This is a genomic window from Lysinibacillus sphaericus, from assembly GCF_005217585.1.
Lineage (GTDB): Bacteria > Bacillota > Bacilli > Bacillales_A > Planococcaceae > Lysinibacillus > Lysinibacillus sphaericus.
Map to the genome: position 1 here is coordinate 239,984 of NZ_SZPT01000001.1, position 22,225 is coordinate 262,208.

A 22,225-nucleotide genomic window follows, 5' to 3' on the forward strand; every position below is an offset into this window, starting at 1 on the left:
GTGTTGTCATTGAACAATTAGTTAGCACCAATCTATAGTCTTAGCAAGGGGCGAATAACAAAGTTAATTTCAAGTCTAAAAGATAAGGGCAATGTCATTGTGGACCTAATCTACAAACCTGGCACAAAAGTTATTGACCGACGTATTAACAAAACGACTAGAGTGAATGTTCAAACGTGTTGATACCCAGTCAGGAGAATAATACAGTTTTTAATAATACATTGCAATGTAATAACTACAGATGGGCAGGTGAAGATTAGTGCAAAAAACGGGCGACAGAATGGCAGAAGTCATGGAGGAGCTAATGGCGAGAAGCAAGCAATATTTGGAGACTACTGTAGCGATTGAGGAAACTCAATATAACTGTTCTAAGTGTAGGGATACTGGTAGTTACTTAGTCCGTAAAAAAAATGGTTACTATATCCGAGGTGTTGAAGTGGAGCAAGACTATTATGTCGTTTGTGAATGCAACATGATGCTCAAGATTAATAGACTTATTGAATCGAGTGCAATTACAAAAGAGTTTCAGAAAATGAGCCTTAAAAACTTCTCGACGGATAATGTTCATCCCAAAGTTGTAGAAATGAAAAGTAAAGTGAAACAGTATTATGCAGCCTTTGAAGAAATTAGAGGTTTCAGACAAAACAGCATCATGCTTGTGGGACAACCTGGGTGTGGCAAGACACACTTATTAACCGCTATATCTAACTATCTGATCCATTCAAATCAAGTGCCTGTTCTATACTTTCCATACAAAGATGGCTTGAACAAGATCGCTGCTAACAATTTTGAACGTAAAATGGAAATTATGACTCAGATGAAGGAGGTTGTTGTCTTGTTCATTGACGATTTATTTAAGCCAATCGGTGGGAAAGTTAATGTGAAGTCGTGGCAGACTGAGGTCATCTTCGAAGTGGTAAACGCTCGTTATTTGAGCAACAAACCTTTATTAATATCTAGTGAATTGTCTCTTGATGACATGCTTTATATCGATGAGGCTTTAACTAGTCGACTGTTTGAAATGACGCAAGATTTCATAGTGACTATTCAGAAGGATAAGAAAGTGAACTATCGATTGCGCAAACTATTTGAAAAAAATAGAGAGACCCCCATCCCCTTATCGGAGGGAGAATAGATGACGAAACAACAGGAAAAAACGTTTTAGTTTTAATAAATGGATATAAAGCATTTAAAAGTGGAGTATTAACAGTTCGTTATGAATCAGATATGGGAGGTAGCAGTTTGAATCCAATATTTTTAGGTTTTGGAGTAAAACCGTATGCAGTTATCATATGGCGTAAAGGGGATGAGAATAAATCGAAAACAATTTGCTTTGACGAGTGTGAATTACAAACAGCATTAGCAATGCATATTAATCCCAATGGCTTTTATCATCGATATGAGCCGAAAATTTACTACTCTGCATAGAGGAGAATATCATTACACTTAGGAGGGAAAATTTATGTTAAAAGAGAGAGCACTAGTTATTACACCGGATGTTTTGGATTCAATGATTACAGACTACCATTGGATGGTTAACGCTATCAAAGAAATGCGAGAAGAAATGGTCATAGGGGCAAAGACGGCACAATATGGTATTGAGGCGTCATTACCAAAGGCGGTAGGCGGGATAGGTGATCCAATTATGCAAGAGGCTATTAGACGATCGAAAAATAATAAACGTGTTGCAGATTACGAGAAAAAGATATTAGAGGTTCAGAAACTTCTTGAAAAAGTTACAGGCGATAGGGAGATACAAGTATTAAATTGGATGTTAGATGGAAAATCTAAGCGTTGGATAGCAAAAAAAATGGAATTGAGTCACACACAAATACAAAATATTAAAGAAAATATTTTAATCAAAATGTTAGCTTAAAAAGGATCCCTCATATAAATTGAGGGATCCTAAAACTTTTTATTGGCCTGAAACTTTGTCTACTTGTGTTGTTATAAATCTTTTTTTAAAGGATAAGTGCAAGCTGAATTACATTTTGTTCAACTTTTTTCCATCTGGCAATTTGGTAATTCTTCTTGCATTTTAACTAATAGTCTCTTAGGGATACACTGAATGAAAGCAATCAGTAGAAACATTCCATACTTTCCAGAGTTGCCATACTTTAAATATTATGTGAGTTAGAAATAATAATGTAAACTAGGCTATAGGCAGGTTAGGTAAGATTTCTTTTGTTTATATTATATTTTGAATTTAGGGAAAGCCAATAGTTCCAAAGTTAATGCGAACAACTTAATAGTATATAAATGGATTTTTCTAACGGTCGTAGGTAACTACGATTTCAAACTTTCCAAAGTTGCCATACTTTAAACATTATGTGAGTTAGAAATTATCATGTAAACTAGATTTAGGCAAGTTATCTAAGATTTTCTTCTGTTTGTATTATATTTTGAATATAGGGAGAAACAACAAAGTTAACAATAGTATATAAAAAGATTTTATCAATCGGTCGTAGGTAACTACGACTTTTTATTATGCCTAATCTCGTCTTTTTCGAACTTGTAGACGTTAAAGAATAAGTTTTTAAATGTTACCGTTACACTATTTTAGGAAAAGGAGGGCTAGAGCTATTAAAAGAAAGTTGTATCATTTTTTAGGATGAGGAGGTGTTATCAGCAAAAAATGATTTCTCTATGTATCGAACGAAGTTGTCCTTTAAAAGGAGGGTGTTTACTTAATGGCATTTGAATTTAAGGAAGTAAAGCAGTTAGCTGAAAACTTAAAAGAACTCACTATTACAACTGAGAAGATACACAAAAAAGTGGCTGAGAGAGTTGCTCAAATAGCTATTAAGAAAGTGAAAATGCTTACACCTGTAGATAATAATGGGTTTCGTGATAACTGGAAATTCCATATTGTTAAAGAGGGTAATAATTTTATCATTATTATTTATAATCAGTTAGAATATCCGATTTTTGTTGAGAAAAGGCATAGTGTCATGACTGGACGAACAGCAGGTTTTGTAGATGGTCAATATATACTTAAACTCACGGAACAAGAAATGGAACATCTTATACCTCAAATGTGGGAACACGAAATCGAGAAGGAATGGGGGCGTAAAATGGGTGGTTAATGTAACAGATCGTATTAAAACGTTAGCAATCATGCAATTACGATCTTTGTATCCTGATAACAATCAATATCAAATTTACAATAAACCAGTTAAGCAAGACTTAAAATTACCTGCATTTTTAGTTCGAATCATAAACGTGCATCAAGAGCGAAGTATGAAGAATCAAGCAATTCGGACCTATTCATTTAGCATCGTCTATTTACCATCTACAGATGAAATAGATGATGAATGCTTAAATGTACTGGAAGTTATCCAAAACAACTTTAAATACCTTGCGGATAGTTTCCAAATACATGAAATAGAAGGGGAAATAGTTAATGAAACACTAATGATTAATTTTCAAGTGAAAGCGAGACTTTACGACAGTCAAGAAGAAGCGAAAATGAAAACATTGGAGGGCGTTGGATTTGACACAAATAATGACTTTTAAACAAAAAACAGTGAAGCAGCCAGAGAATAAAAAATTCTCTAAGGCTGCTTTTTTAGATAGCGCTCAATCTTCAAAAGAGCGTTTAGAGTATCAAGTTGTGCTTCAAGATGGCGTAACTTATACAAAAATAGAAGCTGATAAACAAGTATCCGAGTGGAAGCAAAAAGGAGGAATTGCATAATGGGTGGAATTTGGGAAACGCAAAATAAAGTACGTCCTGATGCTTATATTAATTTTGAAACAAACAGTTTAAATACAATGGGACTTGATTCTAATGGGGCTCTAGTTGTACCTGTGACACTTGATTGGGGTGATGTTGGTAAGTTTACTAAACTCTCTTCAAATACAAAGTTTAGGAGCTTATTCGGTAAAGCACTGGGTGATATTTTACCTCTTCGAGAAGCTTTTAAGGCTACTGGAAATGTTTATTTGTATAACCTTAATGGCGTTGGTGAGAAAGCGAAAGCGACAGTTGAAGGATTAACAGCTACTGCGAAGTTCGGTGGAACTGATGGAAATAGGATTCACATTATTACGACAACTGGATTAGACGGTTCTACAACAGTAAAAACCTATTTTGACGGTATTCAAGTGGACTTACAAAAGGTGATTACTTTCGAAGATTTAAAATCAAATGAATATGTATTGTTTAATGGTTCATTACCAACAGGTGATGCTACTTTGACTTTAGCTGGTGGAACAACAGTAGCTGCTACAAACGAGTCCCTATCTGAGTTCGCGTCTGCATTGGATACTTTGAATTTTAAGGTAGTGGCATATGGGACTGCTGACAATACAATAAAAGAGTTACTTGCCTTAAAAGTAAAAGAACTGCGAGAACAAGCAGGTAAACGCGTTACATTCGTTACGAATAATTATAATGCAGCAGACCATGAAAGCACAGTATCGATTAAAAATGGCGTCACACTTGATGGTGGGGAAATCTTAAGTGCAAATGAGGCGGTGTACTGGTTTGGTGCAGCATTTGCAGCATCCACTGTAGGTTCATTAACATATGCAAAATATCCGGGTGCAATAGAAGCGGAAGCGATGACCAATGATGAAATCATTAAAGCATTACAAGACGGTCATATTGTCTTCACTTTCAATAATGATGAAGTAGTAGTAGAGCAGGATATAAATACTTTCCATTCATTTACACCGTCTAAAAACCAAGATTTCCGTAAAGGAAAAATTGATCGAGGAATGACTATTGTTGAAAATAACACACGCCACATTTTCCGAAAATACTTCATCGGTAAAGTGAATAATAATGACGATGGAAGAGATTTATTTAAGAAGCAATTAATGAAAACAGTGCTCGATCCATATGTTCGGTTAGGGGTGATCAATCCATATTTGCCTGAAGATATTACTGTTGAGCAAGGTGATGAAAAAGATGCCGTATTTGCAGTGATTGGTATCAAGTTTATCGATGCAATGGAAAAATTATATATGCGCGTTGAGTGTAAATAAAAGGGGGAAAATTAGATGGCAGCAAACGTAATGCAAACAAAAGACGCAATGTCCTCTCGTGAGGGCTTGGTATTTATTAATATTGAAGGGCAAACATATGAATTTGCAGAAATTCTTAAATTCAAGGCGGAAGTAGAATACAACAAAGTAGAAGTAAAACGGTTAAATGCTCGTATGGAAGGTTCAAAAATTGTCGGAGCAAAAGGTGTCGGTGAAATGACGATGTATTACCATCGCCCAGAGGTTCGAGCGATGGCCATGAACTATCTACGTTCAGGGAAATCGCCAATGTTTGATGCAACAATTGTCAATGCGGATATTACTAGTGCAGCTGGTAAACAAACCGTGGATGTCCGAAATATTGTTCCAGATAAAACATTACTAGCAATGCTTGATGCAGATAGTGCAGACACATTAAAAGACGAATTTTCATTCACATTTGACGATTTTGAAATCTTAAACCAATTTAGTGTTATCCAATAAGGAGGAAACTGTAAATGAGTAACTTTAAAGCATTCATGAAAGAAAATGTAATGGCGGTAGAACCTATCGAGTTATCCCTACAACGTTTTGCAGAACCTATTAAATTACGACCTGTTCCATCTGAAGAAGCCGATTTGATTAACGATAGATGTTTTAAAAATGTAGCTGGCAAAAGAGGACGCCAAGAACGAGTATTTGATCCAGTAGCATACAACCGTAGATTAAACGTAGCAGCTATCGTATACCCAGACCTAAATAATACAGAATTACAACAATCTTATGGCGTAAAAGGTGCAGAGGCCTTATATGGGAGAATGTTTCTAGCAGGTGAAACATCGCTGATTTCAGAAAAAGTATCCGAAATTAGCGGAAGTGATATTACGCTCGAAGATGAAGTGGAAGAAGTAAAAAACTAATACAAGGCAATGACGATGAGCGCGACGGACTAGCATTTTATGCACATGTTGCGCTTCATCGGTTCAATATACTGCCTAACTCGTTTTTAAGTATGGATCGCAAAGAGCGCGCATTCATTATAGCAAGTTTGGATATAGAACTTGAAAAAGAGGCAGAGGCCTCGAAAAAGTAATAAGACAATTATAATTATATAGAAAAGGCATGCCTTGTTGGGTATGTCTTTTTTAGCCCTAAAATGAGGTGAGTGTTATGTCAGTGCGTACAACCATGACCTTGACCGATAGAATGACGGGTACTCTTCATAAGATGATGAAAGCTATGAATAGTACAATCCGAACGATGGAGCAAATGCATATATCATCCAACAGAGCAGGGGATATGCGTAGCCTGCAACGTGCAACGGTCGTTATCCAGAGTGCGAGTGTAGCTTTTAATAGATTAGGGACTAGTGCAAGACTTGCACATCAAAGTATTAGCGATGTGGGTGATGGATTTATAGGGACTTCGGGAGGGATAGAAGCCGCCACAAGTGGAGTAGATAATTTTTTTAGTAAATTTGTTGGTTTTGCTTCTAATATTTTATCGGTAAAGAATTTAACTGAGAGTTTTAAGAAGTTAGCAAGCGCTTCTGATTCTTATAGTAATACTAATACGCGAATCGCTAATATTAATGACGGTTCGCAAACACAAGCGGAGTTGCAGGATAAGATTTATAGAGCTTCTCAGCGAAGTTTAAGCTCTTATAATGATATGGCTACTAGTGTTGCTAAATTAAACGCTAGTGATACTTTTAGTAGCAATGATGAAGCGATCCGTTTCAGTGAGCTGATGAATAAATCTTTCGCTGCTTCAGGAGCTAGTAGTCAAGAAAAGGCTGAAAGTATAAAACAATTAACGCAAGCAATGGATTCTGGAGGATTGAAAGGAGATGAGTTTACATCGATTGCAGAAAAGGCTCCATTGCTTGCAGATGCAATTGCAGATTCTTTAGGAAAAAGTACAAGTGAACTAAAACAAATGTCATCAGATGGAGAAATTACAGCGGATATTATCAAAAATGCGTTATTTAATGCTGCTGACGAAATTGAAGATAAATTTAGTAAAACGCCGATAACATTTTCAGATGCAATGACTGTATTTAAAAACTATGCGCAAAATGCATTTGAACCTATATTTAAACGATTCAGCGAATTTGTTAATTCGGATGCATTTGGGGTTTTAGCAGGTCATGCAATGATGTTTATTAATCTATTTGTAGCTGGATTATCACTTGTTTTTGATGCTCTTGAGATGATTTACAACACAATCGGTGCGGTAGGAACATTTATGTATGATAACGCTAATTGGGTGGTGCCTATACTTGTAATAATGGGTGTTGTTCTAGGATCAATTGTAGCAATTTTGCTAACCAAATATGCTGTTTTAGGATTAATTAGGACAGCAACCCTTGCGTGGGCTGCAGCACAATGGATAGTAGATGCTGCTTATTTAACAAGCCCTATTACGTGGGTCATAATTGGAATTATTGCAGTAATTGCTTTAGTTGTAACCGCAATGGTGATGTGGGCTGAACAAACTGCAACTGTAATTGGTGCAATTGTTGGAGGCGTTTATTGGCTAGGTACTGCCTTCTATAACATTATGATAGGTATTGCTAACCTTGCTATTACCGTTGCCGAATGGTTCGTTAATACATGGAATCAGGCTATATTTTTTGTACAACTAGCATGGATTGCCTTTAATCTTATGGTTAGAACTGTATTAGATGCCATAGGAAATAATATTATTAGCGTAGCTGAGTGGATTGCAAATACATTCAACGATTTAGTGTATGGTGTACAGATGGCATTTTATACGATGGGAACTATGGTGTTGAAAACGGTTGGTGGTATAGCAGATGGTATTTTTAATGTCATTAATAATGCATTAGGCGGAATATCTGATCTTATCAACGGTGCAATTGGTGGAGTGAATTCATTCATAGGTTTACTTAATGGTGTGCTAGATACCGATCTTTCTAAGATAGGTACAGTAGATTTAAAATTAAGTAGTGGTGCAACTAACTTTGGGGAAACGCTTCAAAATCTTATTAAAGCGCCTACAAAGGCTGACAAGATTACTCTGGGAAGAATGAACACCGCTGGGGATTATATGAATAATGTAACTATGCCGACTGCACCAATCAAAAAACAATTTGAGCGTTTAGATTACAAAGACTTAGGTAATGCATATGACAAAGGATATGAATTAGGAAATTCTCTTTCACTTGCTGGCAGTGAAAAATTAAGTAGTCTAGTAGACAAAGCAAAAGGGCTAGCGGGATTAGTGAAGAAAGATGAAGAGAATACTAATCCATTTCCATCCAGTTTGACAGATGATGTAGTAAAATCAGCACCTTCAGATTCGGGTCTTGGTCAAATAAATGCACCTTCAGAATCAGGTCTTGGAAAAAATGCTGATGATAATCAAAAACTTAATGGTGGAAATATAGATAAAGTTGGGAAGATTGAAGACAAAATCAATCTAGCAGACGAATATCTCGAATTATTTAAAGATATTGCGGAAGGTAAAGTGATCAATAACATTGTTTCGCTTACACCAAATTTACAGGTCCATAATAATTTTGAAGATACAACTGGTAGTGTAATGGAAAAAATGCTTAATAAATTCGGTGATTTATCTAATGGAAGTGGTAATGTTGCTAAAATAAATGACTATGTATCACAAGCATTGAATGTTCCAGTTAGGGATGAAGTTGAAGTATCAAACGAAGTACGAGAGAAAATTTCTGCTTCACCTATAACAAATACTAGTAAAGATGTTGTGCAGCATATTCAAAGTGAACCGAAGTTTTATTTCACTGGTGATATTCGTGAGAAAGTGGATGTTCATGAAGTTGTAAAGTTTATTACACAAGGTTTGAAAGATGAGCAGAATCGTTCGGTAGAGGGGGTATATGGATGATAGGAATCTATCTAAGTGCTAACAATGACAAAGAAGGATTTCGTATCCCTGTAAATCCGCCAGAATTATCTTTTAAACAGGATGCAGATGGAGAAGAATTTTCAGTCGCTAAGATTGGAACTGTTAAAGTGCCTAAACCTATGAAATTACCCGAGTTCTCATTCTCTTCGTTTTTTCCAGCGCAGGATACACATTACGCTGAAACACAATTTATTGAACCTAAAAAGTATATTGACCAAATAAAAAAGTGGATGGCCGAAGAAACGGTTATCCGCTTTGTTTATGTAGGCGGTTCATTCTCTATTAACGGCCAGTTTACTATTGAAAGCTTTGAAGCAAAAGATCAATTTGGTACGTCCGATGTGGATTATACTATCTCTTTTAAAAAGTATGTGCCATTTGGATTTAAAAAAATGGAACTTGTTCATAAGAGTAATGTGCCAACTGTGTCTGCCAAGAAAAAGACAGTGAAGAAAGTCGTGAAAAAGGAAGCTCCAAGAGAAAACTCTAAGCAAATACCACAGACGTATAGTTTAGTAAAGGGTGATTCGCTTTGGAAAATCGCGCAAAAGTATACCGGAAACGGAGCAAATTATAAAGCACTGCAAACCTTGAACGGGATTAAAGATAGTGATTTAAGGAAGTTGCCAATTGGGTTGAAAGTGAAAATTCCGCCTGAATGGACGGCTAAGAAATGAGGTGGTAGGTATAGAAGTATTAATTGATAATCGAGATGGAAATATATACGAAGTGCCTGTCACTTCACTTAGCTGGAAGACTGAAAAAACAGGGAAAGCATCAGAGCTTAATGTTTCTTTGCTAAATCCTAAGCCACTTGAAAACAAAATTGTATCTGGTGCGATTGTAAGGGTAATCGATGATGGACACAAAGTATTTTATGGCTACTCATTTAAAACTGGTTTTGGTAAGGATAGCGAATTTAATATCATTGCCTACGATCAACTAAAGTATTTAATGTATGAAGATACTTTTGTTATTCCATCGATGTTAACAGAAAAGGCTGTTGAGCGTATTTGCAGTATGGCAAATCTTAAGTTGAGTTCTGTAGCGAAAACAGGTTTTACAGCGCCAGGAATGGTTGAAGAAAATAAGAAGACATTAGATGTCATCATGAAATACATTGATTCAGCTATTGTGGCTACAAACCAGAGCTTTGTTTTTATGGATGATTTCGGCTCACTAGGATTGCATAATATTAGCGATCTTGTTATACCCCCTACAGATTTTTATATTGGTGAAGAAAGTCTTTTGTATGACTTTGATTACTCGGTATCAATTGAGGATTCTTATAATCGAGTAAAACTGGTATTAGATGATAAAGAGGCTTCGAAGCGAAGAGTATTTATTGCGCAGGATAGTAGCAATATCGCTAAATGGGGTCAGCTGCAGTATTACAAAAAGGTAGACGAAAATATGACACCCGCTCAGATTGAAAGTTTATTGAATGTATTACTCGCGGTTCACAATAAAGAAAAAAAGGAATTATCCTTAAAGTGCTTAGGTGATTGGCGAGTACGAGCTGGAAAGATGGTATTTATCTATATCGAAAAATTAGGGATTAAACAGTTGTTTTTAGTAGAGACATGTACACATGATTGGTCCGCTAAAGTCCATACAATGAGTTTAGAATTGAAGGTGGTTTCATGAGTTTACTAGAGTTAATTAAAACAACAGCAATGGCAGCATTTCAAGCGTCCAATCCAGTAAATATTGTTTTGGGTAAAGTCATTAAAGCAAAGCCGTTAAAAATAGAAATACACTCGAAACTCATCTTGACCGATGAGTTTTTACTTGTTGCAGAGCATCTTACTAGACATGAAAGAATTGCCAGTATTCAATTCAAATATCCGAATAGTTACACCAAAGGTCAAATTGGTGATGAAGGTAAACAGACAAGTTCGAAACGACAAAATCAAGGCGAATCGACTGCGGTGCCTTATGAAGAATATGAAATGAAATATCTAAAGCTCGTCTTAGAAGATGGGTTAAAAGAAGGTGATAAAGTAATAATGCATCGAGTACAAGGTGGGCAAAAATATTTTGTATCAGACAGATATAGAGAGGGGGATAGTGTATGGCACTACCAACAGAAGCAATAACGATTACCCCTGATATTGAAGTAATGGACGCTGTTAAATTACCCACTCGAACGTATCATTTAGATTTCAAACGAGGTAGCTGCAGCGGTTTAATAGATGGTCAAAAAGCTATGGAACAAGCAATTTTTAAAGTATTAAATACCATTCGCTTTAAACATCTGATTTATACAAATAATTATGGTTTTCAAAACATGGTTGGCTATGATGAGTTATATGTTCGCGGGGATTTAAGTAGGCGAATACACGATGCCTTGTTACAAGATGAACGTATTACATCATTAGAAAATTTTAGTCTTGAATTTATCTCAAAAGATGATGTATTAATAACATTTATAGCTCGAACAATTTATGGCGATGTTAGTCTGTTAAAGGAGGCGATTAGGATTGCTTGAGTACTTAGAATCACAATCATACGACAAAATATTAGCTGTACTGCTTGAACGTGTTCCGGATGACATTGATAAACGTGAAGGTAGTGTAATATACGATGCACTTGCACCTACAGCATTAAAGTTAGCAGAAACATATTGGGATATGTCAGTATTATATCGTCGTACTTTTGCTGCAACAGCAGACGGAGCTGATCTTGAAAAACGAGTAAATGAGCATGGTGTCGAACGAAAGAATGCAGGAAAGGCTATTCGCCGAGCTTTATTTACAGATGGTGATGGTCAACCTCTAGATGTGACTATAAATAGCCAATATCGATTAGAGGCAATTGTCTATAATGTAATTGAGCGATTAGATGTCGGGGTATATAAAGTAGAGGCACAAATAGCAGGTGCAGTTGGTAACAAGGATTATGGAGAAATGCTGCCTCTAGAAGCAAATAACAAGCTAGGTAAAGCTGTATTAGCTGATGTACTTGTGCCTGGTGAAGATGATGAAACAGATGAGTCCTTATATTTAAGATTTGTCGAACATATCCGTGAAAAAGCTTTTGGTGGTAATCGCGCGGACTATAAGAAAAAGCTGAGAGCAATTCAAGGCGTTGGTGGTGTACGTCTGCGTCGAGTTCCATTTGGTGGCGGAACAGTAAAAGTAATCATTATTGATTCGGATTTTAATGCTCCGACACCTGAGTTTGTATCTTATGTTCAAGAGCTTATGGATCCATTAGAGTTTAAAGGTGAGGGTTATGGTACTGCGCCTATTGGTCATGAAGTAACAGTTGAAGGTGTAGGGAAAAATAATATTGAAGTTGAAATTGAACTGATCTTGAATGGGGCATCTATCGGACAAATTGAAGCACAAGTGAGTGCAACGTTAGAAACGTATTTTGCTGAATTACGTGCAAGTTGGTTTAAAGATTTAGACATCAATGTTCGTATTACTCATATTGAATCTCGGCTATTAGAGATTGAAGGAATAGAGGATATTGCTTCAACATTGTTGAATGGCTTAGCAAATAACATTAACTTGGTCGAAGAAATTCCGGTACTTTCTAAAGTAATACTGAAGGAAGTGAGTACATGAACAATGCTTTTTTAGAGGAGTTACCATCCTACTATAAAAATATAAAAGAGTTTCGGGAGTTGTCCAATACAGTTACGCTTAACTGGGATAAACTTGACGAAGCTCTTTTTGGTGTGGATAATGATCAATTTATTTTAACTTCAAGCGAGGCTGCTATTGCTATAAGAGAAAAGGATTTTGGTATTCGCGCAGATCGAAAGAAAGAGACATTGAAATTTCGAAAACTCCGATTACTGGCACGAATGCAAGAAAGTGCACCTTATGTGTTGGAGTACTTATCAAAGGCCTTATCAGGGTTAATCGGAGAAAATAATCATCAGATTTTATTAGATATTAATGAATTTCAAATGGAAGTGGCAATCGAAGTTGAACAATCGACTTATTATAATGAAGTTGTGCAGTTAGTTGAAAGAATTGTTCCGTTAAATATTGATTTAATGACAACAATTTTAGCTTTAAAAGAATGCCTAATTATTATAGGTGGTACCTATGCATGGCCTATCAATTACAAAATATGTGGTCGTTTTAAAACAGCAGAAACGCATGGTGCTTTAGGGAATGAAATTTTAGTAGTATCTAATGAGATATACGGCTTCGTTATGAACAATCAGATTTGTGGTCGATTTAGAGTGGGAGGTGTAAGGGATTGAATGAAATACAACCATTAATGATAAATTTAACTCAACAATTTTTAAGTAATCTTACAGTTGGCGCAAAGGTTACTATTGATGGTGTTGTTTATGATAAAGAAATCTATCATACCAGCACAAAGTTCGGATTAAGAAAGTACGTAAAGTTATCGACAGAACAAGGCTTGGTAACAAGGGCTGTTTTAGTCGATAGTTACGGGCGGGAATTGTACGTAAAAACAATGAACTATCAAAAAGGTTCGAAGGGGTATGTAATAGCATTTCCTCTACAACTTGAATCAAAGGAAGTGAAAGTAAATGAGTAACTATATGAATGGTGAAATACCGCTGAATTTTAAGAAAAATCCTTACGAGCGTACTGAATGGTATGATGACGTAACAGATCCAGTGACAGGAGAAGTGATTGAGGACGGGACGCTGTTCATGTCAGAGTTTGCTAATAACTTCGAGTGGGGAATCTTTAACGCTTATCGTTTTATGATTGAAATGTACCGTCAATTAGAACGAATGCGTATTCAAATGGAACTAGATGGCCGTGTACCAGGAAACAGCGGAACGTTTGCAGACACGCTTGACGGCAGCACAAACAAAATCAAATTAGACACAGCGATGACCGACATTATTGAGGCTGTCATAATAGGAACAACTACTTTAAAAGTGGCTAGTGTTGATGGTTTTACACCGTTTACACAAGTCACTATTTTTGATGATGTAGCAAGTGAGGACGTTGTAATTACAGCGATAGGTCAAGGTACGATTACCGTTTCTGCACTTACCAATGCATACAAAAAAGGCGCAAAAGTGGCTCGAAGTAATGTTCAAATTGATGTGGTTAACGCTGAAATGGGTGTCGGTGATTGGCAGACATTCAACGTTGAATTAGTGGAGGTGGTTTAAGGATGGTTCAGTATTATTATGACAAGTTTACGGCGATAAGCACACCTGTCTATAGCTGGCAAATTGTATGGGGAACAGAAGAATTTTTAGATGCCGAATCTGTGAGCGGGTACGAAGATTATACGCTAGACCAAAACACGGGCAAAGTGTCTACTATCGGGGCTTCAAAAAGCGCAATTGTCAACATGAACACTGTAGTATACACAAATTACAACGATAACCTTATACGATACCAGGGCAGGTATGGGGTTTATACTATATCTAAGCTACCAGGCACACCAACCTGGTATCAATCTTCTACAAACTACTCAAAAGGCTCACTAGTGCAATCAAACATCACGGCAGAAGATGGCACATATCCGGCAAACGGACGTCATACAGACGGGTATTGGTATGTAAAAGGCGCGGCAGTTGGACCTTTGTCTCCAGGTACTGTAATTAATCAGCCATATAGTACAGCGGGTAATGGCGGACGCAAGTTAGTTAGATTAAATGATGGGACGTTAGTAGCTTGTGTTCTAGGGCAAGTAGCTACTGCCTGGTTTCTTCATGTATATAAATCAACAGACAACGGTAACTCATGGACATTCTTAGGTAAAAACGGTAGTTGGTCACTGTTATCGACAGCCTCATGGGCCCTTACAACAAACGGGACAAGTGTGTTTGTCCTGGTTACAGTAAGCACTAACGTTGTCCAATTCAAAGAGTTACGTATAAGTGAAATGAATGGCGGAGATTGGTCTCTAGGCACTAACGACCAGGGTAAATACGCCCGACTAGACGACAATCAATCAGCACTAGCCGGTGCGTCCCTAGCAATCGACCCAACCAACGGACACCTACACGCAACATGGGCAAGTAAAAATGCAACGTATCCAAATTCGTTTAATATCCGTTATACAAAGAGTACAGATGGTGGGGTTACGTGGTCAGCAGTTGAGCAAGTTACTAATATGAATCAATCCCCTATTAATATATCGAATCCAACAATAGTGATTAGAAATTCAGACGCTTTAATAATAACAGAAACGATATGGAGTACAAATGACAAATGTATAGATGTATTTAGTAAAAAGGTTGGTTTATCTGGTATTCACGGGGCTTCTGGTGCTTGGAAAAATAAAACTATTTACAACGGATACTCATACGCTCAATCCAGTCCATCAGCAGTAGTGGACAAAGACGGCGTGATTCATGTTGCCTGGCATGGGACTTCGTCCGATTCGGGAGGCTACAATAATCTATACTACGCTAAGTCTACAGATGGTGGCAGTACGTGGACTAGCGCGGAGAGCGTGCTAAAAGGTACTTCGCAGGGGCACTATGCAATGGCATCTATAACAACAGACAAGACAGGCGACTTAATTATCTTGGTAGGTGGCGTGAAAAACGTAGCCATGCTAAAAAAAGGCAGTACTCAATGGACAACACAGGTAGTAGACTATTTAATGACCTATCCGTCTACTTTATATGATGCTACTTTTAAACAAACTTTTGGTGTTATACCACCTACGGTTTATGCACAGTCAACAAAGAGCGTTCAATTTGTCGGAACACTTAACACAAACAACGACCCGACAATAGCATTGATAACACCGACAAACAATCAAACGTTATACGAAAACGACACACTTAACATTTCGGGCGAGGCATATGACGCTGACAAAGACCAATCTGTCACAGCGTACTATCAAATAAACAGCGAACAACGAAAGGTATTAGCAACAAACATAAGTCAGACGCAAATTGCTTTATCAAAGCAGCTAACCTTCAAAGGTGGTAAGCTATATGACGGTGATACGGCACTCACAGGCACACTAGCCGATGGTGTAGCACATACATTAAAAGTATGGGCGGAGGACAGTGAAAAAGCTTCTTCTGCGAATGTGGAGCGTACATTTTACGTGGTACCTAACCGAGCGCCTTTGTTATCTGTGGATGCTGTTGTACCTTCTGGCGTAGTTGATGCGGACAAATTTAAAATTAGTGGTACGGCCTCCGACCAAGATGCTAATTCAACGGTCAAGGTAACTCGTCGGATTAACGCAGGGAATGCTGTTGAAATATACAGTGGAGCAGGTGGAGCGTGGGAATTTGAACTAGCTCTATTGCAACTTGTAGTTGGTCAAAATACGATTGTGATTGAGGTCGTCGATAACTATGGAGCAAAAGCTAGTAAGACAGTAACACTAAATAAAAAAGAAGTGAAAACACCTATTTTGCAATCTGTTGCTCGGTATAAAATTGAGCCACCGAAGGGATCAGCGAAGGGTGTTTTATTATTTATACAACGTGATGAAGAACTGGATGTAAAAGTGGAGCTATCCATGACTTTAAGCGGTGAGCAAGAACAGTACGAAACATTAACGCCTGTGAATACTGCACCAGTACAACAAGGCGTAATAGAGGATACTTTCGAACACGAGGGGCTAGAAGCAAAGGAAAATATCATTCTCAAAATCACACCATCACAAACTGATTTATCATTTAATCACAAAATACATCTAATTTCAGGGGCGGTGGACTAATGCCATTTCAATATAAAGTACGCAACTCAGACAGTACATTTGGTGATATGAAGAAATTCGGAGTAGAAGAAACATCAGAAGAAAAGGCAACGCGGTTAGAGCAAGAAAATCAACTACTGTTAAACAGCATGATGGAGATGTCATCCTATATGGCTAACCAAGAACAACGTATAGCAGGTCAAGAAAACGCCATTATGGAACTTTCTACACTTATCGCTGCATTACCAGGAGGTGAAAGCAATGTTTAATGAAAACAGCGGGCTTGTATGTATCTGGTGTAATTATGTGAAAGTAAATCCAGATAAAAAAGAACAGGTGCCGAACCTTTCAAATCTGCGCCAAGTGGTGTACAGCAAATTAGAACAAGAAACGGATAGTAAAACGCAAGCATAGGCTTAGCGTTATTTTATTGTCTAAATAAAAGGTAATACCTTCCTTTTGTCGAATAGTGTAGAGGAGAGGAGGTTATTTATGATTTGGGAATATAAAGTTCAAAATTTTGTAGCTGAAATTAACGGTATGGAATTTGGTAATGTAAATGAACTATTAGGGAATTTATTAAATCAAATAGGGTCTGAGGGTTGGGAATTAATTTCTTCTACTCCTATTGAACCAAATAAGGTTACGAATATTCAATTAGTTTTCAAAAGACCAAAGGAATAAGTTTTAGCACTCTCAACCGAGGGTGCTTTTTATTATGCGCTGTGAGAGCAATCGAGATGGGCAAACAGTACATGTTACTGATTCTCGATGTTTCTCATGGCGCTTGTTTATTTATAAAAAGGGCAAAGGACGGTGTATAAATGGAAAGATTTTTTGTATCAGTATTCGGAGGAGCTTTATCGTTTTTAATTGGGGGTTGGGGGTTATTGCTAACGGTTCTATTAGTATTTAACATCCTTGATCTCTTAACTGGTACGGCTGCCAATTGGGGAGCTATTAATAGTAAACGAGGTTACCAAGGCATTATTAAAAAGGGCATGATGTGGGTTTGGATAGTAGTGGCTAACTTAATTTATTTAGTGCTGTTAGACCAAGGCTTTTCAATTGGTCAAATTATTCCTGATGCTGTAGCAATTTTATTTATCTTAAATGAAATTGTGAGCTTAGGAGAAAATAGTGCCAAATTAGGTTTGGACATGCCAGGACCAGTAAAACGTGCTTTAGAAATCTTTAATAATCACGAAAAAGAGGGTGAAAGCAAATGAGTTACATTTTTATACAAAACCTATTGCCTGCTAGTAAGTATCCTATAAAAGCGCCTTATTCTATGACACCACAGTATATTACGGTACACAATACTGCGAATGATGCTTCTGCAAGCAACGAAATTAAATACATGATTACTAACAACAATCAGGTATCCTATCATGTTGCAATTGATGATAAAGAAGTGATTCAAGCCATTGCATTTAACCGTAATGCTTGGCATTGTGGGGATGGACAAGAAAATGGTAACCGTAAATCAATCGGTATTGAAATTTGTTACAGCAAAAGTGGCGGTGCCCGTTATGCTGCCGCAGAGGAAAACGCTGTACAGTATATAGCGAAACTACTTAAAGAGTATGGTTGGGGCATTGAGCGAGTTAAAAAACACCAAGATTGGAACGGAAAACATTGTCCACATCGGATACTAAGCGAAAGTCGCTGGAATAGCTTCTTGAAACGAATTGAAGAAGCAATGAAGCCCAAAAATACTATTCAACAAAAGGAGGAACCAAAAGTGCCAAACACACTAACATCAACAGCTAAAGAGGATTTAAAAGGATTGTTAAAAGCGACTTATCAAAAAGGAATCTTGAAGGTGGACCATAGCGAAAGAGTTGGTTCAATGACAGATGGTGAAGCTTTAGGATTACTCATTTCTGTTGTAAAACGGACATTATAAGGTGTAAAAAGACTGGGTAACCAAAAAATATTAATCTACCTTTTTTCGGAAAATACCTTTATTGGTAAATAAGAAATTAATAGGAGGGATAGAATTTGTCACATGAACAACACCAAAAATTAATCCAGGCTTTACACCAATTTGTGGTTGCCTGCAATTACTGCTTTGGCGCTTGTCTAAAGGAAGACGATGTAAAGATGATGGCTGAATGCATCAGATTAGACCGGGAATGTGCAGATATCTGTAACTTTTTAGAGCAGGCGTTAGCACGAAATACACCATTTGCTTCAGAGCTAGCATCAGTATGTGCGACAGTATGCGAGGCGTGCGGCAATGAATGTAAGAAACATGATCATGAACATTGCCAGCAGTGTGCGGAAGCTTGTTTCAAATGTGCAGAGGCTTGCAGAAAGCTAGCTGCTTAATTTCTTTTCTTACTTGAAAAATACTTTATCCAGCATTAAGTACTTTTTCACGAGTCGGGACGTCCAATTATTTGGCGTCTTTTTTATTGATACAAAGCAATTATTAAGCTTCTCCATCATATATGAACTAAATCTTTCTGAAAAGCAGTAAAAGGGATTGGGTCAATCGCTACCCCTTTATATTAAAGAAAAAAAGATATGCTTCTTTATCGATTAAAGAAACGATAAATGTACTAGACCAGGAAGAAAACTATAACGACTTTTTCCTTTATAGTGATATTGGGATAATAGGTGAGTTTTCTAATAATCCCTTTGAATGCAATTTCATTACATAACAATTACAATTATTAATAAGCTAGGTTACAAGATAAGGAAATAACCGATAAAATAAGATGGAGGGATAAAAATATGAAAAAACTAGGGACTCTATACTTTTTCTGCGGAAAAATGGGAGCTGGAAAAACGACTAAATCAAAACAAGTGGCTTTAGAGAAGCAAGCAGTATTGTTATCTGAGGATGAATGGCTTGCATCTCTTTACCCTAATCAGATAACAACATTTGAAGACTATCTTAAATTCTCAGCGCAACTCAAGCCGATGATGAAAAAGCATGTCCAAAACATATTAAGTGTTGGTACAGATGTAGTCATGGATTTTCCAGGTAATACTCAACAACAGCGAAAATGGTTTTTGGATATTGCATCAGAGGTAAATGCAAACCATCAACTAATTTTCCTTAATTTAAATAATGAGCAATGCTTACGTCAAATTGCACAAAGATGTATCGAACAACCCGAAAGAGCAACTTTTGACACAAAAGAGACGTTTATTCATGTTACTAATTTTTTTGAAGAACCAGAATTATCCGAGGGTTTAAATATTTTAGAGTTTAGTGGGGAAGAATAATAAGGTTTGCAACATATCCTTGAAGATTTAAAGTGTGTAAAAAAATACCAAAATAGACCAGCGATAGTTTCTATTAAAGGTAATGAGATTGTTCGGATTTAGGTGATTACATTAAAGGCGATTGGCATTCTAGTAATTCACCCTACTCTGTAAGGTATAGAGGGTGATTTACTTTTTTTTTGAAAAAGTAAATGACAACGCAAGAATCGTTACAATAAGTGTAGCGAAACTAAACATGAGCGTTATAGACTCATAAACTGTCATTGGAACCATCTCCTTTATTTTCGTTTGAAACGAATTTTTGGAATAAAAGATGACCAATCACCCTTAATATCTCGATCTACTACATGTAGAAATTATACCTTTATTGGCGTTTAATATTAAAAAAGCGAACACTAATATCTTTTGTACGATTATAAGGGAATTAGTGTTTTTTAATTTGTTACGATACATTCTGCAATCTCTGGAAAATCAATAAATGGATTCCGATTGCCTTGAAGTTCATGGATAGCTAGGTTGCGATGCTTTTCATAGATAGATACTGGAAAAGATAGATGCCATTTTAACAATAAGGAGATATTCTCTAGTTCTTTTTTTATTATGTTTGGATAGCGAATTAGGAAATAGAGTGTAGCTCTAGCAACGATTCCTTTGCCGTATTCTGGTTCGAATTTACTTTCTTCAGCTTTGCCGCAGCCATCTTTGATTCCTAAAATTAATCCTTCAGGGATATAATCATGGAAATCGTAATAAGGGTAGTTGCTGCGACTGCTATTGCAGGTAGGATTGCAGGCGAATAAATGATGCAAGTCTCCTCTCATCGGTTCTTTTTTATCGAACCATGATTGAGGCACTACATGTTCACAGTTAAATAGATTATCCGATAAGATGCTTATTAACCCTTTTGCCTGCATTTCGTGGAGCCGAACGTCCTCCTCTATGACAGAAAGGGGATCCATCCTTTTTCCAGAATAAAGACTCTTTAATGAACCGTTTTCCTGTAAATCAACCCAGGGGTACACATAACGGTGCGGGCTGTAGTTTAATTGATCTGTATGTGTTTTTATAAGCAATGTGTGAAGGCTGTCTAAAAGAGTAGTATTCGTGAATGAAATGCTATGATAGTATTGATTTCTGACTTCCTTATCTTTCTTTTCGTCATAATAGGGTCGATTTTCCTGATAGTTTAAAAAATCTGACTTGGCCGTTTCCCATTCACAGTATAGCAAATCTAGTTTTTCCATTATATTTTCAACGCCTGTCCAGATAATTTTTGGTTGAATACATCCGATAAGTATTCCTCTGTTGTTAAGTACAGCATGCCGTTGCCTTCGAGTTTTGGCGAGTTTCCTAAAGGAATCGTTCTTTTTATTAATTGTGCATACAGCTCAGCCTCTGTCAGATTTCGCTCAAAGTTTCTGTTGGCATTCTCTTTTATGAGTGCAAGTGCACCAGATATATGCGGTGTTGCCATCGAAGTTCCGCTTAGTTTTGCATAAGTTCCGTTTAAATACGTTGAAAGGATTTCTTCACCAGGGGCTACTAAGTCGACTTCATTATTCGAATTTGAAAAATAAGAAGATCTGCGTTGCAGGTTAATGGAACCGACACTGATGACTTCATTGTAGCAGGCAGGGTAGGCCAATTCATTTGAAAAACTCTGTCCATCTCCCTCATTACCAGCAGCACAAACGACTAGTATTTGATTAGTGATTGCGTTTTGAATAGCTTGGTGTAACTCAGGTACATCGACAGAACCTCCGAGGCTCATGGAGATGATATCCACCCTTTGTTCAACTGCATAGTTAATACCATTTATGATCCAGTCGTATTGCCCTGATCCATTTTTATCAAGCACTTTTAAAATCAGTAAATTTGCCTCAGGTGCAACACCAACTACTCCTGTGTAGTTATTGATTGCAGCAATTGTGCCAGCCACATGGGTTCCATGGCCATTATAATCGATGTATCGATCAGGTTGTCCATCATCATCATGAGTGAAATTCCACCCACCGATAATACGCCCACTCAAATCAGGATGGGTGACGTCGCAGCCTGTGTCCAATATCGCTACAGTAATCCCCTTCCCTTTAGAATTCTCCCAAACTTTTGGAGCTGCAATAAGTTCAATACCTACTGGCACCACTTCGACCACTTCGACCACTTCATTCACTTGAAACGGAATTAAATGTAACTTTTGCTTCATTTGTATCCCTCCTGAAAGAAATTAGGTTTTAAGTTTAAAATTGGTAATTAATAATATTCTAACAATTTTGAATTTTGAATAACAGTTACAATAGATGTGTTTTTATCTAAAATATCAGAATTTTAATAGTGAAAATAGTATTGGTATCTATTAGTCAATATCGCATGATAACATCTTAAAGATTGTGGATGTTTGTACTTAAAATAAACTGCATTGGAGAAGTTGAAGTTCATGGAACAGAAGATGCTTATAAAGGTATCGAATTAAAATGTG

29 protein-coding genes are annotated in these 22,225 nt (G+C 36.9%); 26 read left to right on the forward strand and 3 right to left on the reverse strand.

Annotation, left to right across the window (positions count from 1 at the left end):
- Positions 1-259: 259 nt before the first annotated feature.
- The 26 genes from FC748_RS01115 (at position 260) to FC748_RS01235 (ending at position 19,746) form a co-directional block, all read left to right on the forward strand.
- Positions 260-1,135: a DnaA ATPase domain-containing protein gene (locus tag FC748_RS01115; RefSeq protein WP_108029917.1), complete on the forward strand. Its 876-nt coding sequence runs from the start codon at positions 260-262 to the stop codon at positions 1,133-1,135.
- Positions 1,136-1,242: 107 nt separating this feature from the next.
- Entirely contained in the window at positions 1,243-1,428 is a 186-nt protein-coding gene (locus FC748_RS01120; protein WP_108029916.1) for a hypothetical protein, read from the forward strand.
- A gap of 34 nt (positions 1,429-1,462) precedes the next feature.
- Positions 1,463-1,876 carry a LuxR C-terminal-related transcriptional regulator gene (locus tag FC748_RS01125; RefSeq protein ID WP_193768779.1) on the forward strand — a complete coding sequence of 138 codons (414 nt, stop codon included), beginning with the start codon at positions 1,463-1,465 and terminating at the stop codon, positions 1,874-1,876.
- Positions 1,877-2,690: 814 nt separating this feature from the next.
- On the forward strand, positions 2,691-3,086 hold the full coding sequence (locus FC748_RS01130; protein WP_108029915.1) for an HK97 gp10 family phage protein: 396 nt from the start codon (positions 2,691-2,693) through the stop codon (positions 3,084-3,086).
- Positions 3,079-3,516: a phage tail terminator family protein gene (locus FC748_RS01135; protein WP_108029914.1), complete on the forward strand. Its 438-nt coding sequence runs from the start codon at positions 3,079-3,081 to the stop codon at positions 3,514-3,516. The genes FC748_RS01130 and FC748_RS01135 overlap by 8 nt, the downstream gene beginning before the upstream one ends.
- Positions 3,494-3,697, forward strand: coding sequence for a hypothetical protein (locus FC748_RS01140; RefSeq protein ID WP_108029913.1), 204 nt, complete (start codon positions 3,494-3,496; stop codon positions 3,695-3,697). Before FC748_RS01135 ends, FC748_RS01140 begins: the two co-directional genes overlap by 23 nt.
- The gene (locus FC748_RS01145) at positions 3,697-4,992 is read left to right on the forward strand and encodes a phage tail sheath C-terminal domain-containing protein (RefSeq protein ID WP_238600142.1); all 1,296 of its coding nucleotides are present in this window, start codon (positions 3,697-3,699) and stop codon (positions 4,990-4,992) included. Before FC748_RS01140 ends, FC748_RS01145 begins: the two co-directional genes overlap by 1 nt.
- Positions 4,993-5,007: 15 nt before the next feature.
- Complete coding sequence (locus FC748_RS01150; protein ID WP_108029912.1) at positions 5,008-5,475, forward strand: phage tail tube protein; 468 nt, start codon at positions 5,008-5,010, stop codon at positions 5,473-5,475.
- Between the two features lie 14 nt (positions 5,476-5,489).
- The gene (locus FC748_RS01155; protein WP_108029911.1) at positions 5,490-5,891 is read left to right on the forward strand and encodes a phage tail assembly chaperone; all 402 of its coding nucleotides are present in this window, start codon (positions 5,490-5,492) and stop codon (positions 5,889-5,891) included.
- A 250-nt stretch (positions 5,892-6,141) separates the two neighbouring features.
- On the forward strand, positions 6,142-8,856 hold the full coding sequence (locus tag FC748_RS01160; protein WP_238600141.1) for a tape measure protein: 2,715 nt from the start codon (positions 6,142-6,144) through the stop codon (positions 8,854-8,856).
- On the forward strand, positions 8,853-9,554 hold the full coding sequence (locus FC748_RS01165; RefSeq protein WP_108029909.1) for a LysM peptidoglycan-binding domain-containing protein: 702 nt from the start codon (positions 8,853-8,855) through the stop codon (positions 9,552-9,554). The genes FC748_RS01160 and FC748_RS01165 overlap by 4 nt, the downstream gene beginning before the upstream one ends.
- A gap of 1 nt (position 9,555) precedes the next feature.
- Entirely contained in the window at positions 9,556-10,524 is a 969-nt protein-coding gene (locus tag FC748_RS01170) for an XkdQ/YqbQ family protein (RefSeq protein ID WP_108029908.1), read from the forward strand.
- Complete coding sequence (locus FC748_RS01175) at positions 10,521-10,976, forward strand: DUF2577 domain-containing protein (protein WP_108029907.1); 456 nt, start codon at positions 10,521-10,523, stop codon at positions 10,974-10,976. Before FC748_RS01170 ends, FC748_RS01175 begins: the two co-directional genes overlap by 4 nt.
- A complete protein-coding gene (locus FC748_RS01180) occupies positions 10,952-11,368 on the forward strand; it encodes a DUF2634 domain-containing protein (RefSeq protein ID WP_108029906.1) in 417 nt (138 codons plus the stop codon). The genes FC748_RS01175 and FC748_RS01180 overlap by 25 nt, the downstream gene beginning before the upstream one ends.
- Positions 11,361-12,452, forward strand: a complete 1,092-nt coding sequence (locus FC748_RS01185) for a baseplate J/gp47 family protein (RefSeq protein WP_108029905.1) — start codon at positions 11,361-11,363, stop codon at positions 12,450-12,452. The genes FC748_RS01180 and FC748_RS01185 overlap by 8 nt, the downstream gene beginning before the upstream one ends.
- Positions 12,449-13,102 carry a putative phage tail protein gene (locus tag FC748_RS01190; RefSeq protein ID WP_108029904.1) on the forward strand — a complete coding sequence of 218 codons (654 nt, stop codon included), beginning with the start codon at positions 12,449-12,451 and terminating at the stop codon, positions 13,100-13,102. The genes FC748_RS01185 and FC748_RS01190 overlap by 4 nt, the downstream gene beginning before the upstream one ends.
- The gene (locus FC748_RS01195) at positions 13,099-13,407 is read left to right on the forward strand and encodes a hypothetical protein (protein ID WP_108029903.1); all 309 of its coding nucleotides are present in this window, start codon (positions 13,099-13,101) and stop codon (positions 13,405-13,407) included. The genes FC748_RS01190 and FC748_RS01195 overlap by 4 nt, the downstream gene beginning before the upstream one ends.
- Positions 13,400-13,999, forward strand: a complete 600-nt coding sequence (locus FC748_RS01200; protein ID WP_108029902.1) for an integrase — start codon at positions 13,400-13,402, stop codon at positions 13,997-13,999. The genes FC748_RS01195 and FC748_RS01200 overlap by 8 nt, the downstream gene beginning before the upstream one ends.
- A gap of 2 nt (positions 14,000-14,001) precedes the next feature.
- Entirely contained in the window at positions 14,002-16,527 is a 2,526-nt protein-coding gene (locus FC748_RS01205; protein ID WP_108029901.1) for an exo-alpha-sialidase, read from the forward strand.
- Entirely contained in the window at positions 16,527-16,775 is a 249-nt protein-coding gene (locus FC748_RS01210) for a hypothetical protein (protein ID WP_108029900.1), read from the forward strand. Before FC748_RS01205 ends, FC748_RS01210 begins: the two co-directional genes overlap by 1 nt.
- Positions 16,768-16,920 carry a hypothetical protein gene (locus tag FC748_RS21915; protein ID WP_167492614.1) on the forward strand — a complete coding sequence of 51 codons (153 nt, stop codon included), beginning with the start codon at positions 16,768-16,770 and terminating at the stop codon, positions 16,918-16,920. Before FC748_RS01210 ends, FC748_RS21915 begins: the two co-directional genes overlap by 8 nt.
- 78 nt (positions 16,921-16,998) lie before the next feature.
- Positions 16,999-17,190, forward strand: coding sequence for a DUF4177 domain-containing protein (locus tag FC748_RS01215; RefSeq protein ID WP_108029899.1), 192 nt, complete (start codon positions 16,999-17,001; stop codon positions 17,188-17,190).
- A gap of 140 nt (positions 17,191-17,330) precedes the next feature.
- Positions 17,331-17,735, forward strand: coding sequence for a phage holin family protein (locus FC748_RS01220; RefSeq protein ID WP_108029898.1), 405 nt, complete (start codon positions 17,331-17,333; stop codon positions 17,733-17,735).
- Entirely contained in the window at positions 17,732-18,415 is a 684-nt protein-coding gene (locus FC748_RS01225; RefSeq protein WP_108029897.1) for a peptidoglycan recognition protein family protein, read from the forward strand. Before FC748_RS01220 ends, FC748_RS01225 begins: the two co-directional genes overlap by 4 nt.
- Before the next feature lie 95 nt (positions 18,416-18,510).
- The gene (locus FC748_RS01230) at positions 18,511-18,840 is read left to right on the forward strand and encodes a four-helix bundle copper-binding protein (RefSeq protein ID WP_108029896.1); all 330 of its coding nucleotides are present in this window, start codon (positions 18,511-18,513) and stop codon (positions 18,838-18,840) included.
- 408 nt (positions 18,841-19,248) lie between these two features.
- Positions 19,249-19,746 carry a P-loop nucleotide/nucleoside kinase family protein gene (locus FC748_RS01235; protein WP_108029895.1) on the forward strand — a complete coding sequence of 166 codons (498 nt, stop codon included), beginning with the start codon at positions 19,249-19,251 and terminating at the stop codon, positions 19,744-19,746.
- A gap of 168 nt (positions 19,747-19,914) precedes the next feature.
- Here the strand turns inward: FC748_RS01235 and FC748_RS22530 are convergent, their stop codons facing one another.
- The 3 genes from FC748_RS22530 to FC748_RS01245 form a co-directional block, all read right to left on the reverse strand.
- Entirely contained in the window at positions 19,915-20,019 is a 105-nt protein-coding gene (locus tag FC748_RS22530) for a putative holin-like toxin (RefSeq protein WP_370635715.1), read from the reverse strand.
- Positions 20,020-20,180: 161 nt separating this feature from the next.
- Complete coding sequence (locus tag FC748_RS01240) at positions 20,181-20,990, reverse strand: endonuclease I family protein (protein ID WP_108029894.1); 810 nt, start codon at positions 20,988-20,990, stop codon at positions 20,181-20,183.
- A complete protein-coding gene (locus FC748_RS01245; protein WP_108029893.1) occupies positions 20,990-21,952 on the reverse strand; it encodes a S8 family peptidase in 963 nt (320 codons plus the stop codon). Before FC748_RS01245 ends, FC748_RS01240 begins: the two co-directional genes overlap by 1 nt.
- Positions 21,953-22,225: the final 273 nt, after the last annotated feature.